A 26385-nucleotide genomic window follows, 5' to 3' on the forward strand; every position below is an offset into this window, starting at 1 on the left:
CACCCCTCAAGGTGTCTTTTTATTTTTCCTCATGAACTTATCAGTTTCTTCAACAGTCTCCCCGCAGATTTTACTCGTGGGCGCTTTAAATGCTCCTGTACATAGCGATAGTCCGTTAATTCAACACTAGCATCACGAATCGCATAGGTAAAATCATCATCAAAGGGTAGACGGTATTCCCAGACTCGCTTCTCCCAATGTGGTATATTTGCAAGCATCCACGGATCGTCGATTCCGGGATGAATATAGGTTTCACTAACACCATCAGGTAGCGAATACATCTTGGCGATAATGGATTGTTTGAAACTATCGTACGTCTCACCCTCTTGCACACCAAAAGGATGCGACAACAAGTAATCAGGAATCGGGACTCCAAGTGTATCGGCCAGCCCGGATCCAAGTGCAACAGGACGTTCAATATTTTTCAGCGATCCCAGAAGAGGATCCTCTGGATGGATGTATCGAAAGAACCGTGATGGTAATCCCCAGCGGGAAATTCTCCACAACGTCTGCGGGAGCAAGCTGCGTCCCGTTTCCATGCCATATAAACTTCCCATATGGTTGTCAACATGACTAATCACTATTCCGGATTGTTTCACTCTCTCATACTGCGCAACAATCTCCTTCAGCACAGCTTTTGTCTGTGCCCCCTGCTCAAACTCTTTTACCGTCTTATATTGATGCCCGCCATCGTCATGTAGTGAAGAGTCCCCCGTCAGGCTGCTCCAGCGTAAAGCCTCAAACTCACTAGTCATCGTCAAATGAAGGCCCACATTTCGTTGTTGCCTACGGCTACACCATCTAGCTGCCTCCTCGAATCCAGGGGCCACCGCCATGATCGTCGCTGAAGATACTTTTCCCTCTTCTAATAGATGCATTATCGCTTGATTCATGGCAGGGCTTTGCCCAAAATCATCACAATTGATGATTAATTTTCTGATCATAGTCAGCATCACCTCTCAATTGCCCCGTAAATGTAAACTTAATAGTAAAAGATATGACAACAGATATCGCTAGCAGACATAACGGCACCACGCTTATTAAATACCGGAACGTTGCTTCTGGATCTGACCCTGGGTCATCGCCACCCTTGTAACCAAAGATCATCCCTACAATGAAAAAAGCCAGCGCCGAGATTAATCCGCTCGAGCGAGTAATGAATCCACTTACCGCGGTATAGATGCCTTCTCTTCTCAAACCTGTCTTCTCCGCATCCTCATCAATAATTTTGCCACCTACGATTGCCGGGGTTACTAGAAATCCTGCTAGTCCGAAACCGACAACAATGCCAGCGGCCACACCACTTACAAGATCATACCCGAACCATAGCGGAATGACAGATAAAGCATATAGGATAAGCGATAGCCGCCATGCCTTGACCCCATCCATCTTACGAATAATCCAATACCATACGAACACTAATGGAATGACCGAGACAAAGACAGCCGCGAGCATAATAGACACTTGTGCTTCTGAAATATGTAGAACATATTTTGCATAAAAGGGAATCATCGAGCTTACAAGTCCATTAACCGTTTGGGCAAAAGAGTTCGAAATATTAAACACCCAGAACTTCTTATTCCGAATCGTCTCCCGAAAAGCCGGGATGAGTTTCAACGGTTCGGTCTTAGTGGTCTCTTTCTTCTCTTGGACATTCATCATACATAAAAACATAAACACGCCGAAGAGACAGGCATACACAATAGCCATATTAGAGAAGTTAATTGCTGCGAAAAGTTTTGGCGTTAGAGCCGTACCGATTAACAGAGCAACCACTTGATACCCTTGCTGAATCGCTGAGGCTTTTGCCCGAATACGATCTCCACGGAAGAGCTCCGGAAGCAGTGCGCCATAGTTCACCCACAAGACCGTAGCGACAGCCTCATAGAAAATAAGTGTCACTAGAAACCAAGTGAAGAGTCCATTTTCAGATAATCCGCCGGGTGGAGAGAACACCAGCACAAACGCCAGCATAAATAGCGGAATCGAGCCGAACACCCAGGGTCTACGCCGACCATAGCGGGTATTTGTGCGGTCTGACCAGTATCCAAACAGCGGATTATTCACCGCATCCCAGATCAGAAAGATTGTTCTGGCCAGTGTAGCAAGTCCAATGCCCAAGCCCAATTTCTCCACATAAAAATAACTGTAAAAAGAACTAAAAGCCTGACTGGGAACCATCATCGCAAACATCCCTAAAGCAAAGGTGTACGGCGAGTTCATCCATTTATGCTTCACTCACATACCTCCCATATGGTAATCGTCTAATTGTAATATATTACCACAATCTCTGGGAGTGTAGGGATAAAAAGTCTAAGAAATAGCGAAAGGGGATGTCCTAATAGCCATGAACATTGGCTATGGAACATCCCCTTCTGAATACTTAATGGAGCCAGAACAGCAGCTATGCTACGCCGGATATCCTAGTTATAAAAATACGATCATGGACAGGATGAACATAAAGACTACACCCACAAGCATTGGCACAGATGTGCGTTTTACAATCTCAATCGGATTCTTCTTAACGGAGCCAGCTACAATAAGAACAACGGCCGCGACTGGAGAAACTGCTCTAAACAGGTTACCTGCAAGACCCATTGGCACTGTAACTGCAATTGGGTTAATACCCGCAGCGTTAGCAAGAGGAACCAATAAAGGAATCATCGAATAGAAGAGCGCCGTACCGCTACCGCTCAAAATAACGATTAGAGCAGTCAAGGTAACGAGAATGAGTGGAAGAATAAATCCAAGGCTGGAACCGTGAATACCAGTCATCGCTGTTTCCAAGGATTCAATAAGTCCAATTGATTTCAATCCAGTAACGAATACAGAAGCCGCAACCAGCAGAACAACAATTGGAACCGCGCTGCCCATGCCTTTAAAGAAATGCTCTGTACCATCTAACACTTGCTTTGCATTCCTTTTACGGATTAATTCACAAACAATCGCAATAGCGAAAGATAATAAGGCAACTACCTCAACGCTTATATTAATAGTCATACTAGATGCAGATTGAAGTATAAATACTACGATCAAGAACAGGATAGGAAGCACTGGCAACAAAGCGTAAACCGTTGTAAACAGCTTTCCACCTTCCACTAGCTTAACATCCTTTAGTTCAACTTCTGCGTGTTCTGTGTCGACGCCCATCTTTTTATCCATACGTTTTTGCCAGAAATAATGTACAACAGCCATTACTAATAATGTAGGGATGGAGACTAACGCGTGGTAACGGAATACATAATCTGTTACGGTCAAACCTGCATACTCAGCATATTGTGCTAATTCAGTTGCAATTGCCACGTTATCCCCGCCCATTGGCGTTGGTACGATGGTCGCAGATGTCGCAATAATCGCAGCTGCGGATAACGTTGACATTCCAGCTTTTTTCAACACAGGGAATAATGTTGCAAGTAAGATTATAGCCAGGTTTGAGGCACTAGGTATTACAAGAGACAACAAATTTCCTAGCAAAAAGACTACTGGCACAAGAATATATACCGATTTAATTTTACCTAGTGGTTTCGTTAATACATTGACGGTCACATCATTCGCATTAATATAGGACATGTATGCTGTATATCCACCAAGAATAAGAATGATAAAACCAGCAGATGTGAGTGACGATTTAAACTGGTCCGCTATGGCTACCAATGGATCTAACCATACAGCACCCGAAGATTCAAACCCTTTAGCACTTATTCCATTACCCATTAGTATTCCAATGAACATTAGAACAATACCAATGAAGAATAGTGTAATCTTAATATCCATCTGCTTTATTAACATATATACAATAATAACAATCGCCAGAATCGCAGAGCCGTACATGATTATGTCCATCGCGCTGTCCCCCATTTAGTTGGTGTTAGTTCGTTAGTTGCACTTTCTCAAGCTATCTAATAGCCATTCTCGAAATAATTGCTGATCGATATCAAGACACACTTTGGCATTATTAGGTCTACCTAAATATCCTTTCAAATCAACGATTGTAGTTCCTGCTGTCATACTGCCGTTCAGTTCGATATCCACGTGAGTCTCAACCGTTTCAAACATTTCTGGTTTTAACAAATAGGCAATGGCACAGCTATCATACATTTTTAACCCGGTCTTCATGCTGCCGCCACGGTACCGCTGAAAGAGGCTGTGAATCATTTTCCCAACATCGTTCATGTTTTCTAATTGGGCAGAGTCTTCTGGTAATACAAGCGCTTTCCATCCAACGTCTAAACCAGCCATAACAATCGGAAGTCCACTATCAAACACAATTTTTGCAGCTTCCGGATCCACATGAATATTAAATTCAGACATTACCCCCATATTTCCTCTGGAGGCTGATCCCCCCATTAGAACGATATCTTGAATGTTATTTTTTACCTCAGGATAAATTTTCAACAATAATGCAATATTCGTAAGCGGTCCAATCGGAACAAGCGTAATCGGGGTTGTACTTTCTTTAATCACCTTATACATGGCATTAACTGCATTCTCTTCAAGCAAAAGATCATTTGTAGGTTCTTCAAAATCAAAACCTTCCATTCCGCTAACACCATGCACATTACTCGCATCTTGAGGTGTTCTAATCAGCGGGGCAGCCGCACCCATGGCAACGGGAACTTCCTTTTTAAAATATTTCAGCAGCTTTAATGCATTGTTTGTTACTTTGTCTACGCCCACATTCCCTGCTACAGTTGTGATTAGCTTGACATCAAGTTCTTCACTATACAAAGCAATAGCTATAGCTACTGCGTCATCAATCCCAGGATCTGTATCAATAATAATCGGTCTTTTTAACATATTATTTATCCTCCATCGGGTTATCAATTTTATATGATTTATCTACAAATTTAACCATTCCGTGGCCAAAATCCTGATTAGGACGTTGAATAAATCCGAATTTCTCGTAGAATTTCTCTGTATTCGGCGTAGCCATTAAACCTATATATGCGTTCTCGCACGCTTTTTCCTGAATGTAATTCATTAAGGAATGCATAATAGTATAACCAATTGATTGCTTCTGGTATTCAGGATCAACTACTACATCCTTTATGAAGAACACAATTCTATCGTCACCGACAATTCGACCAATACCAATTGGTTTATGATCATCGAATATAACAACTGAAAATAGCGTCTTCTCTAAGGCCTGTGCGACATCTTCTAATGAATATTCTTGAAAATCCACTTTTCGGCGAAGCTCAGCATACATCTGTGGTGTTAATGCGTTTGGTTCTTTTCTTAGCATTAAAGAATCGCCTCCTAGTATACCCTCAGCCCATGAATTGTTTCAGCTCTTTTAATAAAGGCATTCCTCCTTGAGCACCGACCCTGCACCCATGGTATCTACTGTTTGAACCTCTGGCGCTTTGATGAAAATATTTTCTCCATTTTTGTAATAAATAATTCCATCTTTTCCGTTTGTGACAATTAGCTTTTCTTTGTACTTTTCGCGAAAACCAAGGGACTTCATAAGCATTTCTGCTTCTTGCTCGTTTGGAGAAATAATGACGGATGAGACTCCTGTTGAGGTATGTGGAACCGGTTCCACATTCTTAAAAAAAATATGATTCCTCTTTAAGATGCGACAAGTATATGTGATTTTATGATTGTCCAAATCTAGGTAACCGGTTACATATATCATATGAAATCGCATTCATTCTGTCAAAGGTAAAAATTATCATAAAAAGTAAAAGACACCCTAAGATGTCTTTTACTTCACTACACCCGTTACACCATGTTTTTATTTCAGTGGCTTCCACACCCAGTTCTCTATTTCTGGTAAATCATTTCCCTCTTCACGAATGTATTGATGATGTTTCTTAAGGATCGCATCCATTTCATCCAAGATGGTCTTATGTTCATCCGCATCAGGCAAGCTGAGAATAGTCTCCTTCGTCAGGTCAAAGCGATCCATCTGATTCAATACACGCATATCGAATGGAGTTGTAATGTCCCCATTCTCACGGTATCCATGTACATGCAGGTTATGGTTATGACGCTCAAAGAAAAAGTCTCTAATCAGACCTTCATAACCGTGGAAAGCGAAGATAACAGGTTTGTCTTTTGTAAAAAACTGATCAAACTCTTCGTCAGATAAGCCACGAGGATCCTGTTTTCGACTTCTTAGTTTTAATAAGTCCACCACGTTGATATATCGAATCTTAAGTTCAGGCAGTTTCTCATGCAGTATGGAGATTGCTGCCAAGCTTTCAATTGTTGGTTCTGTACCTGCAGAAGCAATGACAACATCCGGCTCTCCACCTTGATCGGTGCTTGCCCAATCAATAATCTTCAGGCCTTTTCCAACCAATTCTTGTGCTTCGTCAGCACTAAACCACTGTAGTCGCGGTTGTTTGGACGTAACGATTAGGTTTATTTTTTGACGGTCGTTTAAGACAGTATCAAAGACAGCCAGCAAGGAGTTCGCATCCGCAGGTAAATACTCACGGATAAATTCAGACTTCTTGTCAGCTAAGTGACCTAATATCCCTGGATCTTGGTGAGTGTAACCATTGTGGTCTTGTTGGAATACGGTTGAAGTTGCCACCACATTTAAGGATGGGATATCTGCACGCCAGCTTTGATCCTTTGCCTTACGCAGCCATTTGAAATGTTGAGTAATCATAGAATCGACTACACGCAAGAAAGCTTCATAACTTGCAAAGAAACCATGACGGCCAGTCAACACATACCCTTCAAGAAAACCCTCTGCCTGATGCTCGGACAATTGAGAATCGATAACACGTCCATAAGATGAGAGAAATTCATCATTTGGTTCCTTAATTTGATCCAGCCATTGCCGGTTGGTTACTTCAAAGATAGGTCCCAGACGATTAGACATCGTTTCATCCGGTCCGAAAATTCTGAAATTGCGATTTCCTTCGTTAAGAGTAATAACTTCCTTCAGGTATTTACCCAGAACAGACATATCTTGTGCAATAACTTGACCTGGTACGGAATTATCAAGCGCAAAGTTGCGGTAATCTGGCAAATGCAGGTCTTTAATCAGGTTGCCGGCGTTAGTTACAGGATTCATTGCCATACGGCTGTCTCCTGAAGGCAGGATCTCGGCAATTTCAGCTTTCAAACGGCCATTGTCGTCGAATAACTCTTCCGGTCTATAGCTGTTCAGCCACTCCAGCAACGCTGGCGCGTATTTCATATTTTTTTGGTCAACCGGAATTGGCACCTGATGGGCACGGAACGAATTATTAATGGGCACACCTTCCCATTGCTCTGGACCTGTCCAACCCTTAGGAGAGCGGAAGACCAGCATTGGCCAGACCGGACGAGTAAGATCATTGTTCTCACGCGCATTTTTTTGAATCTCTTCAATTCTTTCGACGATAGTATCGAGCACCTTGGCCATTTCTGGATGCATTAGATCAGGATCTTCACCTTCAATAAAGAATGGTTGCCACCCCATACCTTTAAAGTAGGCGGTAATTTCTTCTTTCGATTGACGAGATAAGATCGTTGGGTTACTGATTTTGAATCCATTCAAGTGCAAGATCGGCAGGACCGCACCATCGGTAACTGGGTTGATGAATCTGTTGGAGAACCATGAAGTAGCTAGTGGTCCAGTTTCAGCCTCGCCATCGCCAATCACAACAGCCGATATCAAATCAGGATTATCCAGTATGGCACCGACACCATGAGAAAGAGAATAACCTAATTCGCCGCCCTCATGAATAGAGCCAGGTGTTTCAGGAGCGGCATGTGAAGCAATCCCACCTGGGAATGAGAATTGTTTGAACAATTTCTTCATACCTGTGATATCTTGCGTAATCTCAGGATAAATTTCCGTGTAACTACCATCCAGATAGGAATTTGAAACCATAACCTGACCACCGTGACCAGGACCTTCAATATAGAACATGTTCAAATCATATTTAGTAATTACACGGTTCAAATGGGCATAAATAAAATTTTGGCCTGGAATAGTGCCCCAGTGTCCGATGGGCTTAATCTTTAAATCGGTATCCTTGATCGGCTCCTTTAACAACGGGTTATCCTTCAGATACAGTTGACCTACGGAAACATAGTTCGTCGCACGCCAATAGGCATTGAGTTTTTCTAAATAAACTTTTGATGAATAATCACATTCCATCGATAATACCATTTTCCCACTCCCAAATTTTATTTTTTTGCATTTACTTGGCCGTAATTTAAATATCATTAAAAATAGGAGACACTTTTTTTGTTAAGGCTATGCTTGATCGCTTACTCTATTTTGTACAAAACAAAAAAAATAAGACCGAGAAAAATTCCCCAGTCTTACTCTTAGTCACCGATATCTATAATGGAATTAGGAATAACTTCAACCGTATGGATCGGATTCTAGCAATTAATTTGTTATTTTCGACGACGAATGTTCATGCGATTATACATCACTAAACCGGCGATGACCATGCCCAGCGTACCTATACTACTCGCTACTTCAGTCTGCATACCAAACAAAATACATACGTTAGTCACCAGGCTTCTCGTAAGCAACGCGACAATAATTAGCATGATCGGACGCCAAAAGTTATATCTTCTCATTTCAGTAACACTCCTAACCCATTTTTCTTAAGCGCTTAACCTTATTTATCTATATGTATTATAGCATAAGTAAGTAACCGCATACATTTTACGTAATCCTAACAATTTTGATCTAATCAGAGCATAATTCAGCGCCCACCCCCTTTGTTCGTTCGACTTTAGGTATAGACTTATCATTTTTTACGGATTATAATAACAAACGAACACCAAAAGACGAACATTAAGGCGGAAATCATGACTGAATATATGCAAATATTCCTAGGCACTTCATTTTCAAGCAAATCACCAAAGGAAATTCAAATTTTAAAAGACCATCTCTACTGCATTAATACAGATGGAATGATAGAAAAGATCGTTTCACCAGAAGAACCCGACTATCAAACTTTACTAGCTACTTATCAAGACCAAGACAACTTCCATCGATTAGCTGAAGGTCAGTATTTTTTGCCTGGCTTTATCGACTTGCATGTTCACGCCCCGCAGTGGGCTCAATCTGGAACTGCATTAGATATTCCACTCTATGATTGGTTAAATACGTACACCTTCCCACTGGAGTCTAAGTTTTCGGACCTGGATTTTGCTAAAAAGGTCTACTCTGATGTGGTTGATACTTTACTCGCGAACGGAACTACTACAGCCCTTTATTTTGCAACGGTGCATAAAGAAGCCAGTTTACTATTAGCCCAAATATGTGCGGATAAAGGGCAACGCGGACTCGTTGGAAAAGTGGTAATGGACGACCCTCAAGGAAATCCAGAATACTATCGCGACACTGACACCGGCACCGCAATTAAAGATACAGAAGAATTTATACTAGCGGTAAAAGAACTAGCCAAATCTACTAAGCAAGGCGTTTATCCAGTAGTGACACCTAGGTTCATTCCTAGCTGTACAAATGAGGCTTTGCAAGGTTTAGGAGACTTAGCCGCCAAATATGATACTCATATTCAATCGCACTGTAGTGAAAGTGATTGGGCACATGGTTATGTACAAGAACGATTCCAGAAGAACGATGCTTTTGCCTTGCATGATTTCGGTCTACTCCGTGATAAATCTGTAATGGCACATTGTAATTTTTTAGAAGAAGAAGATGTAGAGTTATTTGCGGAGACAGGAACGGCTATTGCGCATTGTCCAATATCAAACGCTTATTTTGCCAATAGTGTCATCCCTATCGCTCATTTCCACTCCAAAGGTGTAGAGATTGGTTTAGGGTCTGATATTTCTGGCGGTTTTTCACCTAGTCTCTTCGATAACATAAGACAAGCTGTAATGTCTTCAAGAATGCTAGAGGATGGCGTTAATCCTTCCCTTCCTGCACAAGAGCGTGGATTATTAGGATCACGGATTAAGATTGATGAAGCTTTCTATCTTGCTACTGCTGGCGGTGGTAAAAGTTTAAGCTTACCTATCGGTCGGATACTAGAAGGCTATACATGGGATGTTCAAATTATTGATACGAAATTACCATCGGCTAGATTGCCTATTTTTGATGGGAATGAAGATTTAGAGGACGTGTTTCAAAAGATGATGTATTTAGCTCGACCTGAGAATATCCGTGAAGTCTGGGTACAGGGTGAAAAGGTTCATTCACGTTAAGGATCGATAAAACTAGAAAATATAAGGTGGGCATCTGAGTGGAAACACAAGCAAACGTACAAGATCAAGCGCCATTGAAGTCACAACTATTAACCGTTCTACCCGATGAAAAAGTTTCCTTCGGTAAATCCATCATCCTAGGCTTTCAACATGTATTGGCAATGGACGTTTATGTAGTTCCTTTCCTGATTGCAATGTTAATCGGCTTACAACCGAATCAGTCAAGCGCGTTGATTCAATCTACCTTTATTGCTGCTGGACTTGCAACGATTGTGCAGACTTATTTCTGTATGAAGCTTCCTATCGCGCAAGGTCCATCTTATGTTCCGCTTGGTGCGATTGTCAGTATTTATGCCGCTAGTGGCGGCGGGGAGCTGGGTTGGAGTTCCGTGTTAGGTGCCAGCTTAATCGGTGCGGTTCTAGTTATTATTTTGGGCTATGTCGGGATCTTTAATAAAATCGTTAAGAACTTTATCCCACCCATTGTAGGTGGTACGATCATATTCATAGTTGGTCTTTCTTTATTACCTGTTGCTATAAGAGACAATATCTATGGAGCTTCAGGCGCTTCAATCAATCAGAACGTTTTGTTAGCCCTTATTTCAGCAGGTACACTCCTTTTATTCGTGATTCTCGGTTCTATGTTCCGTAATAAAGGATCGATCTTCCGAATTATTTCCGTCATGATGGCGTTAGTAGTTGGATGTATCTCTGCTAACATGATGGGTGTGTTAGATTTCTCAGCGATTAGCAAAGCGAACTGGTTTAGCATGCCGCGTATCGCTTTTGTAGATTTCGGATTCTCGTTCAACTTTTCGGCTATTATCACCATGGTTATTATTTATCTCGTACTGCTAGCTGAAACAACAGGTACCTGGTTTGCTGTCAGCAACGTAATCAATAAACCTTTAACAGACGAACATATTAATAAAGGGGTTATCGGTGAGGGGATTGGCTGTCTTATTGCTTCTGCACTCGGTTCAACACCTGTTACAGGCTATTCTACCAATGCGGGCATTATCTCCATCACAGGTGTTGCCTCCCGCCGGGTTTTCCTCGCAGTAGGAGGATGGTTTGTCCTCTTCGGTTGTTCTGGTAAATTAGCTGCTCTGATCTCTTCCATACCATCCGCTGTAATCGGCGGCGTCTTCGCTATCGTCTGCGGGATCATTGCAATTAATGGTGTGCAGGTGATGAAGAACGTAACCATTGGCGAGAAAGAAATGTACATTATCGCAATACCGATGATTATCACGTTAGCTTTGGTACTCATTCCTGGCGACTACTTGCATTCCTTACCTTCATTCGTGCAATATTTATTGGGCTCACCTATACTAGCGGCTTCATTGGCTGCGATCTTATTGAATAAATTATTGCCTAGTGGAAAATAGAACGTAAAATGCTAGATCTTAAAACGGGCATCAAATGATGTCCGTTTTTTACTTATTTCCTCAGCTTATTGGGTAATGGAATATGCCTAATTGACTCAATGGGATGATACAGTAACATCCATGGACCTGAAAAACGCATAACCCCTTTTATTCTTTGACGATACTCCGGTTTATAACAATGAATAGGGCATTTAGCACAAGCCGTTTTCACTTCCCCGAACTTACAATAAGCTAACCTCTTCAGAGCATAATCGTTTAGATCCTGACATTCGTTGCAAAGCCCCTTATGGTGATGTTTTTTCTTACAATATATACGAATCATTTTCGTGACAATATCTTGTTCTTTTTGAATTTTAGGACCTTCATTTAACTGTCGGTTCACCTTTATTGTCATTTATGAGCCCCCTTGTAACTTATACAATAAGATCTCATCTAATTATAGAGGAAAAGCAGTCCTTCTTTTTTTACATTTCTAAGGATTTTTATCATACTACACACCCGAGGCGTTATTTCGTTATACTCATAATTATTTTAGAAAGGCTGTAACGTTTATAGCTTTTTACGGATATATAAAGTGAGGAGGTGAACGGATGCAGGACAACGAGGAATTATACAGGGAATATTCAACCCAAGTATATAAATTCGTATTTAGTTTTTGTCATAATCACTTACTGGCAGAAGAAATCACCCAAGAAACCTTTTATAGAGCTATAAAGTCCATACACAAATACGATGGAACCTGCAAAGTATATGTATGGCTTTGTCAGATTGCTAAGCATGTGTGGTATCAGGAACTGGACAAGCAGAACAAAAGGAAGACTTGTGAATTAGAAGACCCTCCTTTTTCTAACGCAAATTCAACAGAAACTGAGTTCATTTTAGCTCAAGACAAAATGGAGTTATTTAAACAGCTTCATTTACTTGATCCAAATACCAAGGAAGTATTGTATCTGCGTTTGACCGGAGAGTTCAGCTTTCGGGAAATTGGCGAAATTCTCGGAAGGGATGAAACCTGGGCAAGAGTTACCTTTTACCGTGGAAAACAAAAATTAATGAAAGGAAGATCTTCATGAAATGCGAGATCATTCAGGATTTATTGCCCTCCTATATCGAAAAGCTAACCTCTTTACATAGCAACGAAGAGATTGAAAAACATCTGCAAACCTGCGAAAGCTGCCTTCAGTCATATCATGAAATGACCGCAACAGCAAATCTAAACGTGCCTATTGTTGATAAAGAAGAGGTTAACAATCTTAATTATTTTAAAAAGGTGAAATCAAAAAACATAAAGGTAATCGTCCTTTCCATCTTATCGGTAATCATACTGGCTGCAGCTCTTATTGGACTTTTTGTGATTGGCTTCCCTGTGTCCTCTAAAGATGTGACTATCGATTATCAGAAGACAAAGACTCATTTGGAGGTTCATCTGACTTTGGAAAACGGCAAGGACTTGGTGTTCTCAGGAAAAACTAAATTTATCCGCGATGAAAATAATAATGTGATCGGTTCCGAAACTAGGTATACCCCTAGAGGCTTGATTCACAATCCCTTTGATGATGTAGGGAAAAAAGTAATGTTGGGGACGGAGATTCAAACCGATTTGGATTTCCCAAACAAATTTATCCTTGAATTCAAAGATAAAACTATGACGTTCATTAATGGCGTTTTGGTGGAGTAGACATTGCCGTTAAAATGAAAAAAGACACCTTTTAAGGTGTCTTTACTGATACTCCATGTGGAACTTAGTACATGTTCATACCTCTATGATGAGCGAAGGACTTGTCTTCTCATCCACAACGTTGCAACCCACTTTTCGCCTTTGATCACTGGCGTACCTGCATGCAAGGTGGACTCGTTTAATTCATGATTATCGTAAAAATATTCGAAGTAGACCGCCATACCTTTGTTAGGACTCACTGTTAAATTAAGCATAGGGAAAGCTGTTTCTCCACCTTCCTCCACATCATTCAAATACATCACGAGCGTACTAATTCGATTATTGCTACTTGCTCGACTCGTTTGTGTGAAGAAATCATGATGGGGTAGATACTCTTGGCCAGGGATATACAGCAGAACTTGCAAGCCATCACCATGCTCGATAGGAATATTCATAATTTGAGAGAATCGTTTCTCGATTCTTGTAACCGTCTCATTCTCCTCACAGAACACACCACTGCTCGTTCTAATTGAATTGACCGCATGGTCTTCACCAATTCTTGAACGTTGCAATCGTTGCCTAGAATATTCAATTAACTCATTACACTCCTCATCGCTAAGCACATTTCCTAGCAAGACAACCAGCGGTTCCTCATACTTGGCAAGAATTCGAATCTCTCGATCTTCTGTCTTAATCGTATTTCCAGCATGATCAAATATCGTCCGTTCTTTGTCTGTCGCATTCCCTGTCGTATTCCCTGTCGTATTCCCTATCATCCTTATGCAGCTCCCAAGTTATAACATCCATCGCAAAAAAACATACCATAAAATGGTTTTATTTGCTTGATTAACTTCAGAACATCTAAAGACTCAGAAAATCAGCCTATTGTACGCTTATATCGCATTTTTCGTTGATACGTAGATAGCATAACTCCTGCTAGAATGAACAAAGACCCTAATATTTCTACACCTGTAATAGGTTTGGACAATAATATCAATCCCATGATCATAGCTACAAAAGGTTCTAAATTAGATAATACAGACGCTTTTGAAGCATCAACATGGCGAATATTGTTATTCCAAACCAGTGTAGCTACACCATGTACAACAACAGCGGTTCCGATCAGAAGAACCCAATCCGTAATATTCGAGCTCATTCGTAAAGGTGTATCTAACGAGAAGATAAACGGGGTCGATACAATAAAGCCCACCAGATTCGAATATAAAGTAATCGTGAGCGGATCTATTCTTTGTGAGAGTACCCTAGTCATAATAATCATAATGGCGAAGGTTATCATCGTTACAACAATCCACAGTAGTCCTTTATCAAAATGCAAAGAGGAGGATCCCCCTTTTACAACGACAAAATAAATGCCTATGATCGCTAGAATAGACCCCATCAACATACGGATCGTTAATCTTTCTTTTAAAAAAACTGCCGCTAATAAACCAGTTAAAATAGGAGTCATAGCTAAAATGATTGCAGATGTTGTTGGATCAGCTGTTTGCAGCCCTTTAAAAAAGGACCATTGATTAATAAACACACCAATAACACCTAGCGATAAAATTAGGAATACATCCGATTTACTCACCAGCTTAAAATTCTTTTTGTAAGCCGTTATTCCTACTAGACATAACACTATAAATAAAAGTCTCAGTGAAGTTAATAGACCGGGGGAGAAGTCCTCAACTAAGATCTTTCCAAACACAAAATTACTGCCCCATACGACTACACAAAAAGTGAGCCAACCATAAGCTTTTAACATTTAAATCACCTTTCAATAATACCGACTCCACAATTTTCCCATTACAGCCTTACGCCAAAAAAATAGACCCCACCCATCGTAAGATACGGGGTCTATTGTACTGTTGGTTAGCAAACATCGGTTCTTCTTTGTATCTATTATAACCTTCATGGTTTCTTCATGCGCTTAATTTATAGAGGGAATAATATCCATAAGGCGCTGAATGCGGCATATTAAACCTCCATTTTTTTCTTAATATTCATCGACCCGGGAGCACCCGTGCCAAACTGATAACGGTAAAGTACAACTACAGCAATAATCACTAGGGACATGACGAGAAAAATATTACTGTACACATGGGCAGTTGCATTAGCATTCAAAGGATTGAACTGCACAGCGGCAGTACCCTTGTCGAGCATTTTACCGACCACACTCATGGCCGTCGCGCCAGAGATGAAATTGATCATGGAGAGTAATCCCATACCCACTCCTGTTTCCTCTTTTGGCAGTGTCCGCGAAATCGTATTGGACATCGAGATTTGCATGAAAGTCTGGCCCACGTTCCCTAATATTAAAATAATGGCAATGAAATATGCCGATAATCCAATAAAAGTAGAGAGTAGGGAGAAAGCAAGAAATAACAATACCGAAGCGACGAACACAAGCACGAAATTACCACGATCATCAGCCAACCTGCCTCCCTTGCGTCCCATGATAGCCGAAGCAATAGCAGCTGGTACTAACACGAAACCAATGGTCGAAGGGGACAAACCATTCACTGTCGCTAGAAATTGTGGTGTCATGAATGTCATGCTAAAGCTCATAGCTGTCGTCGTAAAAGCAAGCAACAACCCAATCGAATAGGTTTTGTTACGGAACAAAACGGGTTTAATAAAGGGCTCCTCAGCTTTCCGAATCCGAATGATAAATAAGGCTAGCAAGACAAGGCCCCCGAGGAACAACCACAGTTGCATCTGTGTGATGGCAAGCAAGAAGATTGCGACTGCTGCAGCTAGTAACCCGCCACCAAGGACATCAATACTTCCTGCCTTCCCTCTCGCATTATCTAAATACTTTCGGAAGAAAGGAAGCGTCAGTAGCGGAAGCAAGGAAAGGACGAACATGAGTCTCCAGCTTCCAAAGCTGGTGATAAGGCCTGCAGCGACCGGTCCCAAAGCATTACCAAGCGCTAACCCAACCGCAGAAGTCCCAAGTGCTCTCCCCCTCTTCTCGGGAGCAAAATACCGGATTGGAATGATCATTGCTGTTGCAGGAAGGACGGAAGCACCGGCAGCTTGAATTACACGGCCCAGAATAATAATCCAAAACTCACTAGCAAACAGACCTATTAATGAACCGAGAGCGAATATAAGCAGTCCATACGTTAACAAATCTTTCAACCGATACTTATCCGCCAATTTCCCCATGACGATAGAACCTACCGCGTAAACCACCATATAACTGGTCATAATCCAACTAACCTGCGATGGAACGAGATTAAACTCTTTGCCGATCTCAGGGAGAGCTACATTGAACATCGTACCGTTCATAACCGAGAATATTAAGGTAACTACAAGTATTTTCAGCAGCTTATCTGCATTTTGTGATGATGTATCCGTCATGATCTAAACCTCTTTTCTGATTAAATTCATAATGAACTATAAGTAAAAAGATAAATAATGAGTATCCTCAGTAATATATATTACTGAGGATACTCATTATTTTCTTGCGTGTCAAGTTATATCATTTACATGGAAGAATAGCTGGATGCGCCTTATAAGAGTATAATATAAAGAGTGTACTCATTAAGAGTGCACACATATTCGCCGTTTCCATGAAATTTAGTATGAAAAATTGACAATAAAGTCAAGGAGGCACTACATCCATGAACACAGATCATCCCAAGGCGATAGACGTCATTCACATATTAATGAGATCAACCAACTACATTAAAACAGAATTTCAATCCCAGTTATTAGCGCTTAATACGCCTTATCATCTCTCCGGTCCCAGGTTACGCCTGCTTTCAGTCGTTGCCGAAACAGGCAATATCCGTATGAATGAGTTAGCTGTTAAGTTAGGGATCAAAGCACGCACCGTTACTGATTTTGTTGATGCGCTTGAGCAGGATAAGCTCCTCGTTCGAATTCCTGATCCAACCGACCGACGAGCTACACTGATCCAGCTTACGGAACTTGCACAATCCACGATTGAGGAAGTTCTTACTTTCCAGGATACAGTCGCTGACAACATGCTGGAGAATCTTTCAATGGAGCAAAGAAAGCAATTCTATGACCTTCTATTGCAACTAACCAAAAACAAAGCAATCTCCGATTTATGTGAAGAAGCTAAGTGAGTCGCAGCCACATCGAGGAACAGGAACTCACGGCACCCAGTTCACCTCCCCCGGAATTCATCCCTCAGCAATCTGCGGTTTTGCCCTTGGCTGTCGATCCGGGAGCAATCGCTGGTTGTTTGTTTCGGAATACGTACGTTTGGCTCGTGAATAGAAATCAATTCTGGTTTTACCCGGTTTCGTAGGACGCACCTCGGTTGCGGGGTTTCAGTGGAACGGAAGATTTTGGGTCTACACTGGAATCCTTCAAATGCTTCTAAATAAACACGTAAAAAACTCCGTTCTGCTAGGAACGGAGCTTTTGGATCTACGTCAGAGTTAATTATCATTTAACCCTTAATGCTTGGCCACAGCGTGCACAGTAGCGGGTACCCTGAGGAGACAATGACCCGCAGCCTTCACAGTAAAGCTCCTGCGTCATGGGCTTCACTTGATCGTCATGCCTTATCGCCTCATGCGTGGTTGGATTCAACATATTCAATGTATGGAACTCCTCTTTTCTTCCCCTACGAATAAGTGAGAATAATAAATAGAGTCCTATAAACCCGACTACAGCCATAGCTCCCGCCTTCATCAGACCCGATTCAAAGTGATAATTCCATAGTGCATGCATCACGACTGCTGCCAAAAACATCTCCATTGCACGTATCCCTCTCGTCCACGGCTTACCGTCCCCCAAATTCGAGTGCTTATGCATGCTGTTTGCATACCAGATACCCACAGTTGCAATCGCAGTCCATGTTCCATGACCGAATGGCGATAATAATGCTCTCATCCATAGGACTGCGAGCATCCCAAGTGAAGAGGCTTCGTCTATATGCACCCATCCATAAATAATACTTTCCACTGCAGCAAATCCCATTCCTGCTGCGGCACCAAACACCACTGCATCCATCAGAAAATGGATTTTTCGCGTTCGAACGAGCATCACACAGACTAATAATTTTGCAGTTTCTTCTATTAGAGCTACAGACAAAGGTACGTAAAACTGCGAAAAGTCAAAGGAACTTGCTTTTGCTTCAAAAAGCCAAATCCGCTCTAAATACCAAGCCAGAGGGATAGCGACAATTCCGGTAGACGCAAAAACTAGACCAAGCCTCCTCTGACGAAAGCCTATTAACTGCTGATTTCTCACAAAAGCTACGAATGCTAGGGGACCCACCACACCTCCAACAATTAAGGCGGCGATCTTCCACCATTGGCTATGAAGGAACAGTGCCAAGAAGGATAAGACAAGGAATCCACCGACCAACCATAGCAACTGGTTAATCCAATTGTCTTTGGCTTTAGGTAGCAATTCATTATCCTCGATAATAGACTCCTCGCCAAAAGCAATTGTAACTCTCTCCATCAGATGGGGTGTTCGCATATTTAGAAACTCAATGAGTTGTTGACGAACCGGAGCGTAATAATCGAGTATAGTTAAGAATTCTAACTTGCCCATGATTAGCAATTCACTATCTTCTATCGCGATCAACGTGTGTGAGGAAGCCGTGTCTGTTAGTAACTCTGTCTCTCCATAAAAATCCCCTTCACGAAGAACAGTCTTACGCCGCTTTTGACCGTGAAGTTCGATACTCCCGCTACTAATCATGAGAAATTGATCCATTACCGCACCTTCTACGATAATCTCTTCGCCCTTGGTTACTTTCTTGATCGTTGTAATCTCTGCAAGACCCCGAAGTTCAGCATCAGGAATGACCGACCAAATTGTCGCTTTGCGAAGCATACTATGGATCATTCGGATCCGTATGTTCACAAGTACACTTTCATAAAATAACGGACTCAGCTTCGCCAAATATTCGAACGAGGAACGGTCTAGACGCAACGCTTGTACTGGCCCGATTGCCGTAACACTAGCTGATCTTTGTACGTTCCGAATCAGACCGATCTCTCCGACTAACTCTCCCGGTCCAAGTTCAGCCAAGAGCAGTGCCTGCCCAACTAAGTTAACTGAGGTGACTTGCACTTTCCCCTGCCATATAATGAAACAGTCCTTAGAGGTGGACTCTTCCATAAGAAGTCGCTGTCCATCCTCTAAAGACACAAGTTTTATAGCATTAATTACATTTCGTAGCTCATCATCAGGAATACCTCGTAATAACGGATGATCCCGTAGAAAATCGACTGCAGCACTTGGTATCATAGGTTTAACTCATCACCGCATATTTCCAATAACACTACTTCTGGAATCTTGCATTTTTTTAATAAAATTTGTCATTGTATCAAAAGCTTCGTTACGTTTATTCGTTAGACTTTGCAGGCGCAGCATGTCCATTTGCTGACTATTACTTGCACTATCAATCTGTGATTTGATTTGTCCCAACAGATTCTCAAGTTGCCCTTTTGTTTGCGGTATAGCCATACTCATAGCAGTAAACATGGCCCCCTTGTCATCTGCCAGCTTTACAGCAGCGTTGGCCTCGGCACCTGAAGGAAGCTTCGCTAGCTCTTCATTGATCACTCCTAACAATTGATTCAGTTTTGAGATTGTTTCATTCTTGGCTTGTACGGATGCGATTTGATCTTTCAACTGATCCTCTAACATACTTGCACGACTCGACTGTACAGCCATCATTGCTGCTTCAAGATCCATGCCCTGAATGTTAACCTGTGTCATACCACTCATATCAACGCTACCTACCGAATTTTGCGTGGCATTTCCATTCAGGGCATCCTTAACAGAGTTATACACCGAATTGTTATACAACAAAGCCCCTCCTACAATGATCCCCAGTACAAAAGTACCTGACATAGATAAAACTAATTTTTTCACGCTCATTTCATTTCCTCTTTTCATTTATGGATGATCATTGCGTCATTACGATTAACAAATCCAAATATGCGCTTTCTTTGTTAATATTGTTATATCATTTTGGGTGATAAATGGTCTGTAACCCCAATTACAATTTCCAAATACTCGAACTCAAATCACATCAAGTATCTTTCTAAGTCTATCTATGTTGCACACAAGTATTTTCCTCTGATCAATACGTATCAACTGCTCATCCTGTAATCCAAGCAATGATTTTGTCACGGTCTCGCGCGCCGTTCCTGTCATATCCGCCAGGTGTTGATGCGTCAGCTTCAAATCGATTAGAACACCCTCATCAGAGGGCACTCCATGCTGTTCTGTTAGACGCAGCAACACGCGAGCAATGCGCGTACGCACATCAATAACGGTTAAGTCTGTTATTAATTTATTGGCATCACGTAGACGATCTAACGCTGTTTCCAAAATGCCGATTAGTATTTCCGGATTACTTTTTAATAAGGGTATGAAATCGCGTTTTTTCAGAATACATAAGGTGGATTTCTCAATGGTTCTTGCAGACGCAGAACGTGCTCTTTCATTTTGCAATAAAGCCATCTCTCCAAAGAAATCACCTTCTCTAAAAATAGAAAGGATTACATCCCTTGAGTGGTTATCTTGATAGATTTGAACAACTCCAGATATAACCAGATAGAGTTCCTCTCCCTCTTCACCTTCAAAAAAGATAGACTCTCCCTTTATATAAGTACGCTCGCTACATAACTTGGCAATTTCAGCTAAATATTCATCATCAAGATGTTCGAAGAATGGGAAATCTCGTAACAGTTGTGGGTTCATCTTCAAGAGCAGCCTCCAGTGTATCATTTTATAATTTCTATTAGGCTTCAACTCTAGCAAAAGTTAAATCTTTAGGACCATCCTTTATTGTAATACTTTTAAATTAAGATAAATAGTGACTGTAGTCATCAAATTATCATGTGACATTTTTACATTTTATGGATTAATAATCCTGACAGGATATGCTTTTCTTCAAGTCTTTAGACAGGTCATAGAAAGCAAAAAACCACATCCTCATGCGGATGTGGTTTTGGGTAGAGGCGAGGGGATTTGTTGTTGATGATAGCTTAGGGCTTAGGAGGTGAAGGATTCATTATTTCAAGCCTACTTCACCTTATATAGTTTCCAATAACCATTAAACTCTTGATACAATGTAGTCCACTCTGCTCCATTTTCATAGAGATCCGGATACTTTTGGTTCACTCCATCTATGGACAAAACGGCTTTCGGGTTTGGAAGCAGGATAAAATCAATGTTATGCTCTGCAGGATTTTCAAGCGATTCTACAAAATCATCATCACTTGTTATAACGAAGTTTTTAGGATTGCTGCTGCCCATAATAATTCTAAAGCTGCTGAATGAGTCTGTAAGAATCATCTGGTTAGGCACATTTTTATTAATGAATGCTGTTACCGCTGCGCCAGCTTGTTGTTCTTCAAACAGCTTATTTTGACGGAAAGCCTCATATTCATCGGATGCGATTTTCGGATTATTCATCATCATACCCATGACTACTCCGCTTATAAGCATCCCAATAATGAGCAGGGTTGATCCTACTTTACGAAATCTCATTTTGCTAATCTCGTAAGGAATCCACGCAACAACGATCGGAAATACATACATGTAGTATCGAATCCACGCTGCAGTCCCTCCCCTTAGCAAAAGAATAACTTGCATCGAAGGTATTGAGAGTGCAAGTATAAGCAGCATGAGAAAATCCCATCTGAATATTCGCCGCTCTATGATACGCATCACAAATATGATAATGAGCGGTATACTGAAATACCATAAACGCTCCGCAACGAAAATTAAAGTAGAAATAGGGTTATTAACCAGCGAAGTAAATTTCTCATCTTCCATTAATAAGGTAGCTTGTCCTAAATTCCCGTAGCTGGATGTCAGAAAGTAAAATCCATCCCCCATAATTGTATAGTTGAAGAAAATCCATAACAATCCTGAGAAAACAACCGGCGTTAATAGAAGAATCCACGTTCCCTCGACTTGCTGCAACCGCTCCTTCATTAATTCTTTTTTGGTCTGCATTATCCAGATAAGGACCGCTACTGCTAGTGCTGCCCCAAAAAATACAGTTTCGTAACGTGTCCAAAAAGCAAATGCAATTGCAATGGCTGCTATAACCAAAGGTCTTGCACCATCTTTATGCATCCAGAGCAGCATTTGGATCACAGCTATGTTAATGAAATAAATGAAGATAACCTCTGTTAGTCCATTAGCTCCATAATAAAAAATATACGGATTAAAAGCGTAAAGCAGTGCAAAGATGATGCTTAACCATTTGTTTAAACCGAATTGCTTTCCAGCCTTTACTAATAACGCTACAGTTAGAGCAGCAAATAAGCTGGAAACAATAACGGCAGCTAATCCTTCTGATGCAAGTGCTGGGAATAGGGGATAAAATACAAGTAAAATCATCTCCATAAAACTCGGGAGAGGATTCCAGACAAACCCAATATTTGCAAGGCTCGGCTCACGACTATAAAGGACATAGAAAGCATTAGCTACACGGCTTGAAGCGTCTCCCGACATAAATCCATAAATGGATGTTAGGTAATATCCTACCCCCAACTCTAGTAACAAAACCAAAAAAAAGATAATATATTTTGATCGTTTCCATGTAACTGACATTCAATTCACCTATCCATTTATTTGTTGGCCTACATCGATGTATCCATTTTTGAATTTGCATGATGTGTATCCATTGTAGCGTGTCCGTGAGTCGTTTTTTCCCAATAAAATGGCTTGGTGACGAGTTGGATTGCCGCCTTAATTGCTGCGATACTCATCAACACCCAATAAATCGGCGTCAACAATGTGTATTTGATAAGTGAAAATGAAAATACTTTATTTCCTTTATTATGTAAATCTCTTGTTACCCAGTAAATACCAACAGTAAGACTATATACAAAAATAAAATTGCCAATAAACAATTCAAATGCGGCAAAATAATAAATTGGACCTGGGAAAAATAGAGGTATGATTTCTACTTTCGCCAAATACCACAGCAACAGCATTGTCCAAAATATAGGGTTTAATAAAGGCAGCATGGGAGTTGCAAGCACCATCGCTTGAAAGCCAAAAAAGCCTTTTGCTCCGAGGTCACGCCAAAGCTGAACCGGATTACGCATATGGACAAGCCATGTTTGCATATAACCCTTAATCCACCTCGACCGCTGTCTAATCCAGTTGCCTACTCGGCTCGTTGCTTCTTCCCATGTTCTGGAGTCAACAATAGCCGTCTTGTATCCTTCTTTATATAGTCGAACTCCAAGGTCCGCGTCTTCCGTCACGTTGTACGGATCCCACGCATTAATTTTCTTCAATACATCCGTCTTAAAATGGTTTGAAGTGCCTCCCAAAGGTATTGGAATATCGAGTTGCATTACTCCTGGCAGAAGCAATTCAAACCACATGCTATATTCATGAGTGAACCAGCGGGTTAGCAGATTTTGATTGCTGTTGTAATAATTAAGCTTTGCCTGTATACAGCAAACATTTTCTTGACTCGCCTGAAAGGCAAGGTATACCTTTTTCAGTTGATCTGGATCGGGACGATCTTCCGCATCATAAATAACTACATATTCTCCTCTTGCCCGTATAAGACCGTAGTTGCAAGCTTTTGGTTTAGTCTTGGGCAAGCTGTGCGGCACAACAAGCACCGTAAAATAAGATGGAGGCTTGAACGCTCTCAGTAATTCCTGGGCTTCGACATCGTCCTCTTCAATTAGCAGCCTGACATCCAATTTCGATCTAGGATAATCTAAGTTTTCAATATTTCGAATAAGCTGTGGAATGATATTGCTTTCCTTATAGATAGGAACCAGTATGCTATATACCGGCAAGGATCTTTCATCTATAGCTGCAATTTCTTCCTCCGTGTACCTAAGCTGAGCTGATTCCTTTGCCCCGTAGATTAAAATGGAATATTTAAAGACCGACATCAATAAATATCCGATTTGAACAACGATGTTAAATATGATTAATGTCCATAGCCAATCCCATATCAAACCGCCCACAAATAATACACCGGATATAAGTAATCCAATGGTTTGTCTTTTCGTAAACGTAATATGTGCGGAATCTTCTGGTTTTTCGGCTATAAGCTTATCCGTACTTTCCAACATGAGCTCCTCGACGTAAACTTCTTTCCAGAATAATTCCATCTCGTCTCTAGTTGCCATTACTTGTTCAATCGGGCTGTCCAGGTATCTTTCTAGTTCCCTCACCTGTTCCTGAGATAGAATGCTACTCACCGCTACCAAGTACCGGTTGAAATCTCTATTTAAAATAATCGCATTATAAGCACGGGCCATCGTTTCTGGCAATTTATGCTCCTGCTCAAATGAAAACTCCACGCCGATACGACCCATATTATTCTGAGTGGCAATGGCCCGATATAGCTGATCAGGTTCAATAAAACGGAACGATAACAAAATATCTCCCAGAATACCTCCACTTTTCTGTTGAAACAAAAGAGCTTGATCCAGCTGTTCTTGCGTAATCTGCCCTGTATTCACCAGCATTTCGCCTAGTCGTCCTTTGCTTGGAAGCTGCTGAGTGAATAATTGAATCGCTTCGCGATCCACACCTTCTAGTTTCATAATAATATCGCCTAGGCGACCGCCAAATCTTGTCTGGTAATCGATAGCTTCTTGCAGCTGTTCGTTCGTAATTAAGCCTTCGCTCAACAGTGCATCCCCAATACGTACAGGCTTCATACGAATATTCTTCCTTTCCTTAGGAGCCTGTGCTCTTCCCAGTCGTAGTCATATCTTGTTATGTCTTCTTCACTAACTTCAACACCAATTTGAACCTCAATCAGGTCAAGGCCATCTATCGCCCTAATTGCATGTTTCGATCCACACTTAATATGAATCACATCGCCTGAACTCACGGTAAAGCGTTGCTCATCAACAACGACATCCCCATTTCCGCTAATAATCGTCCATATTTCTTCGCGCATCGTATGAATCTGGTAGCTAATATGTTTTCTAGCCCATACATGCACCCGCTTCGTAACTACGTGCTGGTCCATCTCGTTCTTCTCTATATCAATCACACGGTACCATCCATATAGGGTCTCTTCGTACATAGGCCTTGCTGAAATGGGCTTTATCAGTTCCTTTAGCTTGGGACTGAGTTTTTTATCCGCGAACAAAATCCCGTCTGGACTGGCCGCGATAATTGCATTGGAAATCCCCATCACAACGATTGGGATCTGCAATTCATTGACGATATGTGTATTTACACTATCCTCACTTAGAATACCTTTTCCATTCAAGTAACTTGGCATCGTGGTTGCCCATTCATCCCAAGTTCCCAGATCACTCCATTTTCCTTCATACGGTTTCACGACAACGTTTCTTTCCTTCTCAACCACTTCATAATCAAAGCTGATGGCAGGCATCGTGTGATATTGAGTAAGAAGCTCCTCGTATTGCCTAGGCCGTTGTGACGCATCCAATAATTGAAGTAGATAGCCTAAGCGGAAAACAAATACCCCGCAATTCCATAGCGCACCCAAAGCAATCAATTGTGATGCTTCGTCTGAAGCAGGCTTTTCAACAAATCGGTCAATTGTTAACAAAGCTGCATTATCATCTGAAGAATCAGGAAGAATATAACCGAACTTCTCTGAAGGATGTGTCGGTTTCAAGCCAATAAGCCCTATATTTGCTGTCGATGATTCAAATTCAAGCGCAAGCTGCCTAATAGCAGCAAAAAAGCCTTCATCCGATTCAACATCGACAGGCATGACTACAACTACCTCATCTTCGTTCACATTCCATTTTGTATGCAAAAAACTCGATGCTAGACATATTGCCGGGAAAGTATCCCTCTTAACGGGCTCGAGCACGAGAGTAACATCATCGCCAAGTTGAGATTCGATGACCTCTTGCTGTACCCTGCTTGCTGCAATGATCGCCGAAGAAGCAAGATCATACTTTTTTAAGTTGTTCCATACTCGTTGGATCATTGAAGTTTGACTTTCATTAATGCCATTATCACTATTCATTACCTTTATAAACTGTTTCGAACGATAGTCGTTTGACAACGGCCATAATCGCTTTCCAGATCCGCCAGATAAAAGTATTATTTTCATAGTATTCTCCTTCTAGCTATTAATGAAAGATCAAATATCTCAATGAAAGGAACCTAAAGGCAGCACTATTAATCTAGTTATTTGACGATACTCATCCAAAATGGCAAATAGCCGTAATCACATCTAGATAATTCATACATAAT

23 protein-coding genes and 2 pseudogenes are annotated in these 26385 nt (G+C 41.2%); 7 read left to right on the forward strand and 18 right to left on the reverse strand.

Annotated elements, in window-relative coordinates:
- Positions 1–29: 29 nt before the first annotated feature.
- From NSQ29_RS26265 to NSQ29_RS26300, 8 genes are all read right to left on the reverse strand, one after another.
- On the reverse strand, positions 30–944 hold the full coding sequence (locus NSQ29_RS26265; RefSeq protein ID WP_341126467.1) for a polysaccharide deacetylase family protein: 915 nt from the start codon (positions 942–944) through the stop codon (positions 30–32).
- Entirely contained in the window at positions 916–2238 is a 1323-nt protein-coding gene (locus NSQ29_RS26270) for an MFS transporter (protein ID WP_341126468.1), read from the reverse strand. Before NSQ29_RS26270 ends, NSQ29_RS26265 begins: the two co-directional genes overlap by 29 nt.
- Positions 2239–2427: 189 nt before the next feature.
- Positions 2428–3843 (reverse strand): C4-dicarboxylate transporter DcuC, encoded by a 1416-nt coding sequence (gene dcuC / locus NSQ29_RS26275; RefSeq protein ID WP_341126469.1) that lies wholly within the window; start codon positions 3841–3843, stop codon positions 2428–2430.
- 33 nt (positions 3844–3876) lie between these two features.
- Positions 3877–4797, reverse strand: coding sequence for a ribonucleoside hydrolase RihC (gene rihC, locus NSQ29_RS26280; RefSeq protein ID WP_076299953.1), 921 nt, complete (start codon positions 4795–4797; stop codon positions 3877–3879).
- 1 nt (position 4798) lies between these two features.
- A complete protein-coding gene (locus NSQ29_RS26285) occupies positions 4799–5245 on the reverse strand; it encodes a GNAT family N-acetyltransferase (RefSeq protein ID WP_076286680.1) in 447 nt (148 codons plus the stop codon).
- Positions 5246–5296: 51 nt separating this feature from the next.
- Entirely contained in the window at positions 5297–5548 is a 252-nt protein-coding gene (locus tag NSQ29_RS26290; protein ID WP_341126470.1) for a PfkB family carbohydrate kinase, read from the reverse strand.
- A 192-nt stretch (positions 5549–5740) separates the two neighbouring features.
- A complete protein-coding gene (locus NSQ29_RS26295) occupies positions 5741–8122 on the reverse strand; it encodes a phosphoketolase family protein (RefSeq protein WP_341126471.1) in 2382 nt (793 codons plus the stop codon).
- Positions 8123–8355: 233 nt separating this feature from the next.
- The gene (locus NSQ29_RS26300) at positions 8356–8544 is read right to left on the reverse strand and encodes a hypothetical protein (protein WP_042184077.1); all 189 of its coding nucleotides are present in this window, start codon (positions 8542–8544) and stop codon (positions 8356–8358) included.
- 234 nt (positions 8545–8778) lie between these two features.
- Here NSQ29_RS26300 and guaD point away from each other — a divergent pair, with 234 nt between their 5' ends.
- Positions 8779–10143: a guanine deaminase gene (gene guaD / locus NSQ29_RS26305; RefSeq protein WP_341126472.1), complete on the forward strand. Its 1365-nt coding sequence runs from the start codon at positions 8779–8781 to the stop codon at positions 10141–10143.
- Positions 10144–10181: 38 nt separating this feature from the next.
- Positions 10182–11534: a uracil-xanthine permease family protein gene (locus NSQ29_RS26310; protein ID WP_076286682.1), complete on the forward strand. Its 1353-nt coding sequence runs from the start codon at positions 10182–10184 to the stop codon at positions 11532–11534.
- A gap of 52 nt (positions 11535–11586) precedes the next feature.
- Here the strand turns inward: NSQ29_RS26310 and NSQ29_RS26315 are convergent, their stop codons facing one another.
- Positions 11587–11928: a nitrous oxide-stimulated promoter family protein gene (locus NSQ29_RS26315; RefSeq protein WP_076299956.1), complete on the reverse strand. Its 342-nt coding sequence runs from the start codon at positions 11926–11928 to the stop codon at positions 11587–11589.
- Positions 11929–12124: 196 nt separating this feature from the next.
- Here NSQ29_RS26315 and NSQ29_RS26320 point away from each other — a divergent pair, with 196 nt between their 5' ends.
- From NSQ29_RS26320 to NSQ29_RS26325, 3 genes and pseudogenes are all read left to right on the forward strand, one after another.
- On the forward strand, positions 12125–12607 hold the full coding sequence (locus tag NSQ29_RS26320) for an RNA polymerase sigma factor (RefSeq protein ID WP_042184069.1): 483 nt from the start codon (positions 12125–12127) through the stop codon (positions 12605–12607).
- Positions 12604–12699, forward strand: a pseudogene (locus NSQ29_RS31625) (zf-HC2 domain-containing protein); the annotation flags it as partial. The gene NSQ29_RS26320 and the pseudogene NSQ29_RS31625, both read left to right, overlap by 4 nt.
- 30 nt (positions 12700–12729) lie before the next feature.
- Positions 12730–13212 (forward strand): hypothetical protein, encoded by a 483-nt coding sequence (locus NSQ29_RS26325; protein WP_341126473.1) that lies wholly within the window; start codon positions 12730–12732, stop codon positions 13210–13212.
- An 83-nt stretch (positions 13213–13295) separates the two neighbouring features.
- Here NSQ29_RS26325 and NSQ29_RS26330 read toward each other — a convergent pair whose 3' ends face one another.
- From NSQ29_RS26330 to NSQ29_RS26340, 3 genes are all read right to left on the reverse strand, one after another.
- Complete coding sequence (locus NSQ29_RS26330) at positions 13296–13967, reverse strand: 2OG-Fe(II) oxygenase (protein ID WP_341126474.1); 672 nt, start codon at positions 13965–13967, stop codon at positions 13296–13298.
- Positions 13968–14068: 101 nt separating this feature from the next.
- Entirely contained in the window at positions 14069–14956 is an 888-nt protein-coding gene (locus NSQ29_RS26335) for a DMT family transporter (protein WP_341126475.1), read from the reverse strand.
- Between the two features lie 212 nt (positions 14957–15168).
- Entirely contained in the window at positions 15169–16557 is a 1389-nt protein-coding gene (locus tag NSQ29_RS26340; protein WP_339244293.1) for an MFS transporter, read from the reverse strand.
- A 263-nt stretch (positions 16558–16820) separates the two neighbouring features.
- Here NSQ29_RS26340 and NSQ29_RS26345 point away from each other — a divergent pair, with 263 nt between their 5' ends.
- Together NSQ29_RS26345 and NSQ29_RS26350 are read left to right on the forward strand one after the other, a co-directional pair.
- Positions 16821–17291, forward strand: coding sequence for a MarR family winged helix-turn-helix transcriptional regulator (locus NSQ29_RS26345; protein WP_076286808.1), 471 nt, complete (start codon positions 16821–16823; stop codon positions 17289–17291).
- 17 nt (positions 17292–17308) lie between these two features.
- A pseudogene (locus NSQ29_RS26350) lies at positions 17309–17613 on the forward strand (hypothetical protein); the annotation flags it as partial.
- A gap of 3 nt (positions 17614–17616) precedes the next feature.
- On the opposite strand, the gene NSQ29_RS26355 reads toward NSQ29_RS26350, so the two are convergent.
- From NSQ29_RS26355 to NSQ29_RS26380, 6 genes are all read right to left on the reverse strand, one after another.
- Entirely contained in the window at positions 17617–19437 is a 1821-nt protein-coding gene (locus NSQ29_RS26355; protein WP_339244291.1) for a cyclic nucleotide-binding domain-containing protein, read from the reverse strand.
- Between the two features lie 12 nt (positions 19438–19449).
- A complete protein-coding gene (locus NSQ29_RS26360; protein WP_076299962.1) occupies positions 19450–20073 on the reverse strand; it encodes a hypothetical protein in 624 nt (207 codons plus the stop codon).
- Between the two features lie 144 nt (positions 20074–20217).
- Positions 20218–20901 carry a Crp/Fnr family transcriptional regulator gene (locus tag NSQ29_RS26365; protein WP_339244289.1) on the reverse strand — a complete coding sequence of 228 codons (684 nt, stop codon included), beginning with the start codon at positions 20899–20901 and terminating at the stop codon, positions 20218–20220.
- Positions 20902–21225: 324 nt separating this feature from the next.
- On the reverse strand, positions 21226–22668 hold the full coding sequence (locus NSQ29_RS26370) for a glycosyltransferase family 39 protein (protein WP_341126476.1): 1443 nt from the start codon (positions 22666–22668) through the stop codon (positions 21226–21228).
- Positions 22669–22796: 128 nt separating this feature from the next.
- Entirely contained in the window at positions 22797–24857 is a 2061-nt protein-coding gene (locus tag NSQ29_RS26375) for a glycosyltransferase family 2 protein (protein ID WP_339244287.1), read from the reverse strand.
- A complete protein-coding gene (locus tag NSQ29_RS26380; protein WP_341126477.1) occupies positions 24854–26242 on the reverse strand; it encodes a sugar phosphate nucleotidyltransferase in 1389 nt (462 codons plus the stop codon). The genes NSQ29_RS26375 and NSQ29_RS26380 overlap by 4 nt, the downstream gene beginning before the upstream one ends.
- Positions 26243–26385 lie beyond the last annotated feature (143 nt).

It is taken from the genome of Paenibacillus sp. FSL F4-0236 (assembly GCF_038000135.1).
Lineage (GTDB): Bacteria > Bacillota > Bacilli > Paenibacillales > Paenibacillaceae > Paenibacillus_AQ.

Coding starts and splice junctions, on each gene's coding strand:
- NSQ29_RS26320 (WP_042184069.1), top strand. CDS start 12,125: ATGCAGGACAACGAGGAATTATACAGGGAATATTCAACCCAAGTATAT.
- NSQ29_RS26345 (WP_076286808.1), top strand. CDS start 16,821: ATGAACACAGATCATCCCAAGGCGATAGACGTCATTCACATATTAATG.
- NSQ29_RS26295 (WP_341126471.1), bottom strand. CDS start 8,122: ATGGTATTATCGATGGAATGTGATTATTCATCAAAAGTTTATTTAGAA.
- dcuC (WP_341126469.1), bottom strand. CDS start 3,843: ATGGACATAATCATGTACGGCTCTGCGATTCTGGCGATTGTTATTATT.
- NSQ29_RS26375 (WP_339244287.1), bottom strand. CDS start 24,857: ATGAAGCCTGTACGTATTGGGGATGCACTGTTGAGCGAAGGCTTAATT.
- NSQ29_RS26380 (WP_341126477.1), bottom strand. CDS start 26,242: ATGAAAATAATACTTTTATCTGGCGGATCTGGAAAGCGATTATGGCCG.
- NSQ29_RS26370 (WP_341126476.1), bottom strand. CDS start 22,668: ATGTCGGGAGACGCTTCAAGCCGTGTAGCTAATGCTTTCTATGTCCTT.
- NSQ29_RS26340 (WP_339244293.1), bottom strand. CDS start 16,557: ATGACGGATACATCATCACAAAATGCAGATAAGCTGCTGAAAATACTT.
- NSQ29_RS26315 (WP_076299956.1), bottom strand. CDS start 11,928: ATGACAATAAAGGTGAACCGACAGTTAAATGAAGGTCCTAAAATTCAA.
- NSQ29_RS26285 (WP_076286680.1), bottom strand. CDS start 5,245: ATGCTAAGAAAAGAACCAAACGCATTAACACCACAGATGTATGCTGAG.
- NSQ29_RS26360 (WP_076299962.1), bottom strand. CDS start 20,073: ATGAGCGTGAAAAAATTAGTTTTATCTATGTCAGGTACTTTTGTACTG.
- NSQ29_RS26365 (WP_339244289.1), bottom strand. CDS start 20,901: ATGAACCCACAACTGTTACGAGATTTCCCATTCTTCGAACATCTTGAT.
- NSQ29_RS26325 (WP_341126473.1), top strand. CDS start 12,730: ATGACCGCAACAGCAAATCTAAACGTGCCTATTGTTGATAAAGAAGAG.
- rihC (WP_076299953.1), bottom strand. CDS start 4,797: ATGTTAAAAAGACCGATTATTATTGATACAGATCCTGGGATTGATGAC.
- NSQ29_RS26335 (WP_341126475.1), bottom strand. CDS start 14,956: ATGTTAAAAGCTTATGGTTGGCTCACTTTTTGTGTAGTCGTATGGGGC.
- NSQ29_RS26265 (WP_341126467.1), bottom strand. CDS start 944: ATGATCAGAAAATTAATCATCAATTGTGATGATTTTGGGCAAAGCCCT.
- guaD (WP_341126472.1), top strand. CDS start 8,779: ATGACTGAATATATGCAAATATTCCTAGGCACTTCATTTTCAAGCAAA.
- NSQ29_RS26330 (WP_341126474.1), bottom strand. CDS start 13,967: ATGATAGGGAATACGACAGGGAATACGACAGGGAATGCGACAGACAAA.
- NSQ29_RS26300 (WP_042184077.1), bottom strand. CDS start 8,544: ATGAGAAGATATAACTTTTGGCGTCCGATCATGCTAATTATTGTCGCG.
- NSQ29_RS26355 (WP_339244291.1), bottom strand. CDS start 19,437: ATGATACCAAGTGCTGCAGTCGATTTTCTACGGGATCATCCGTTATTA.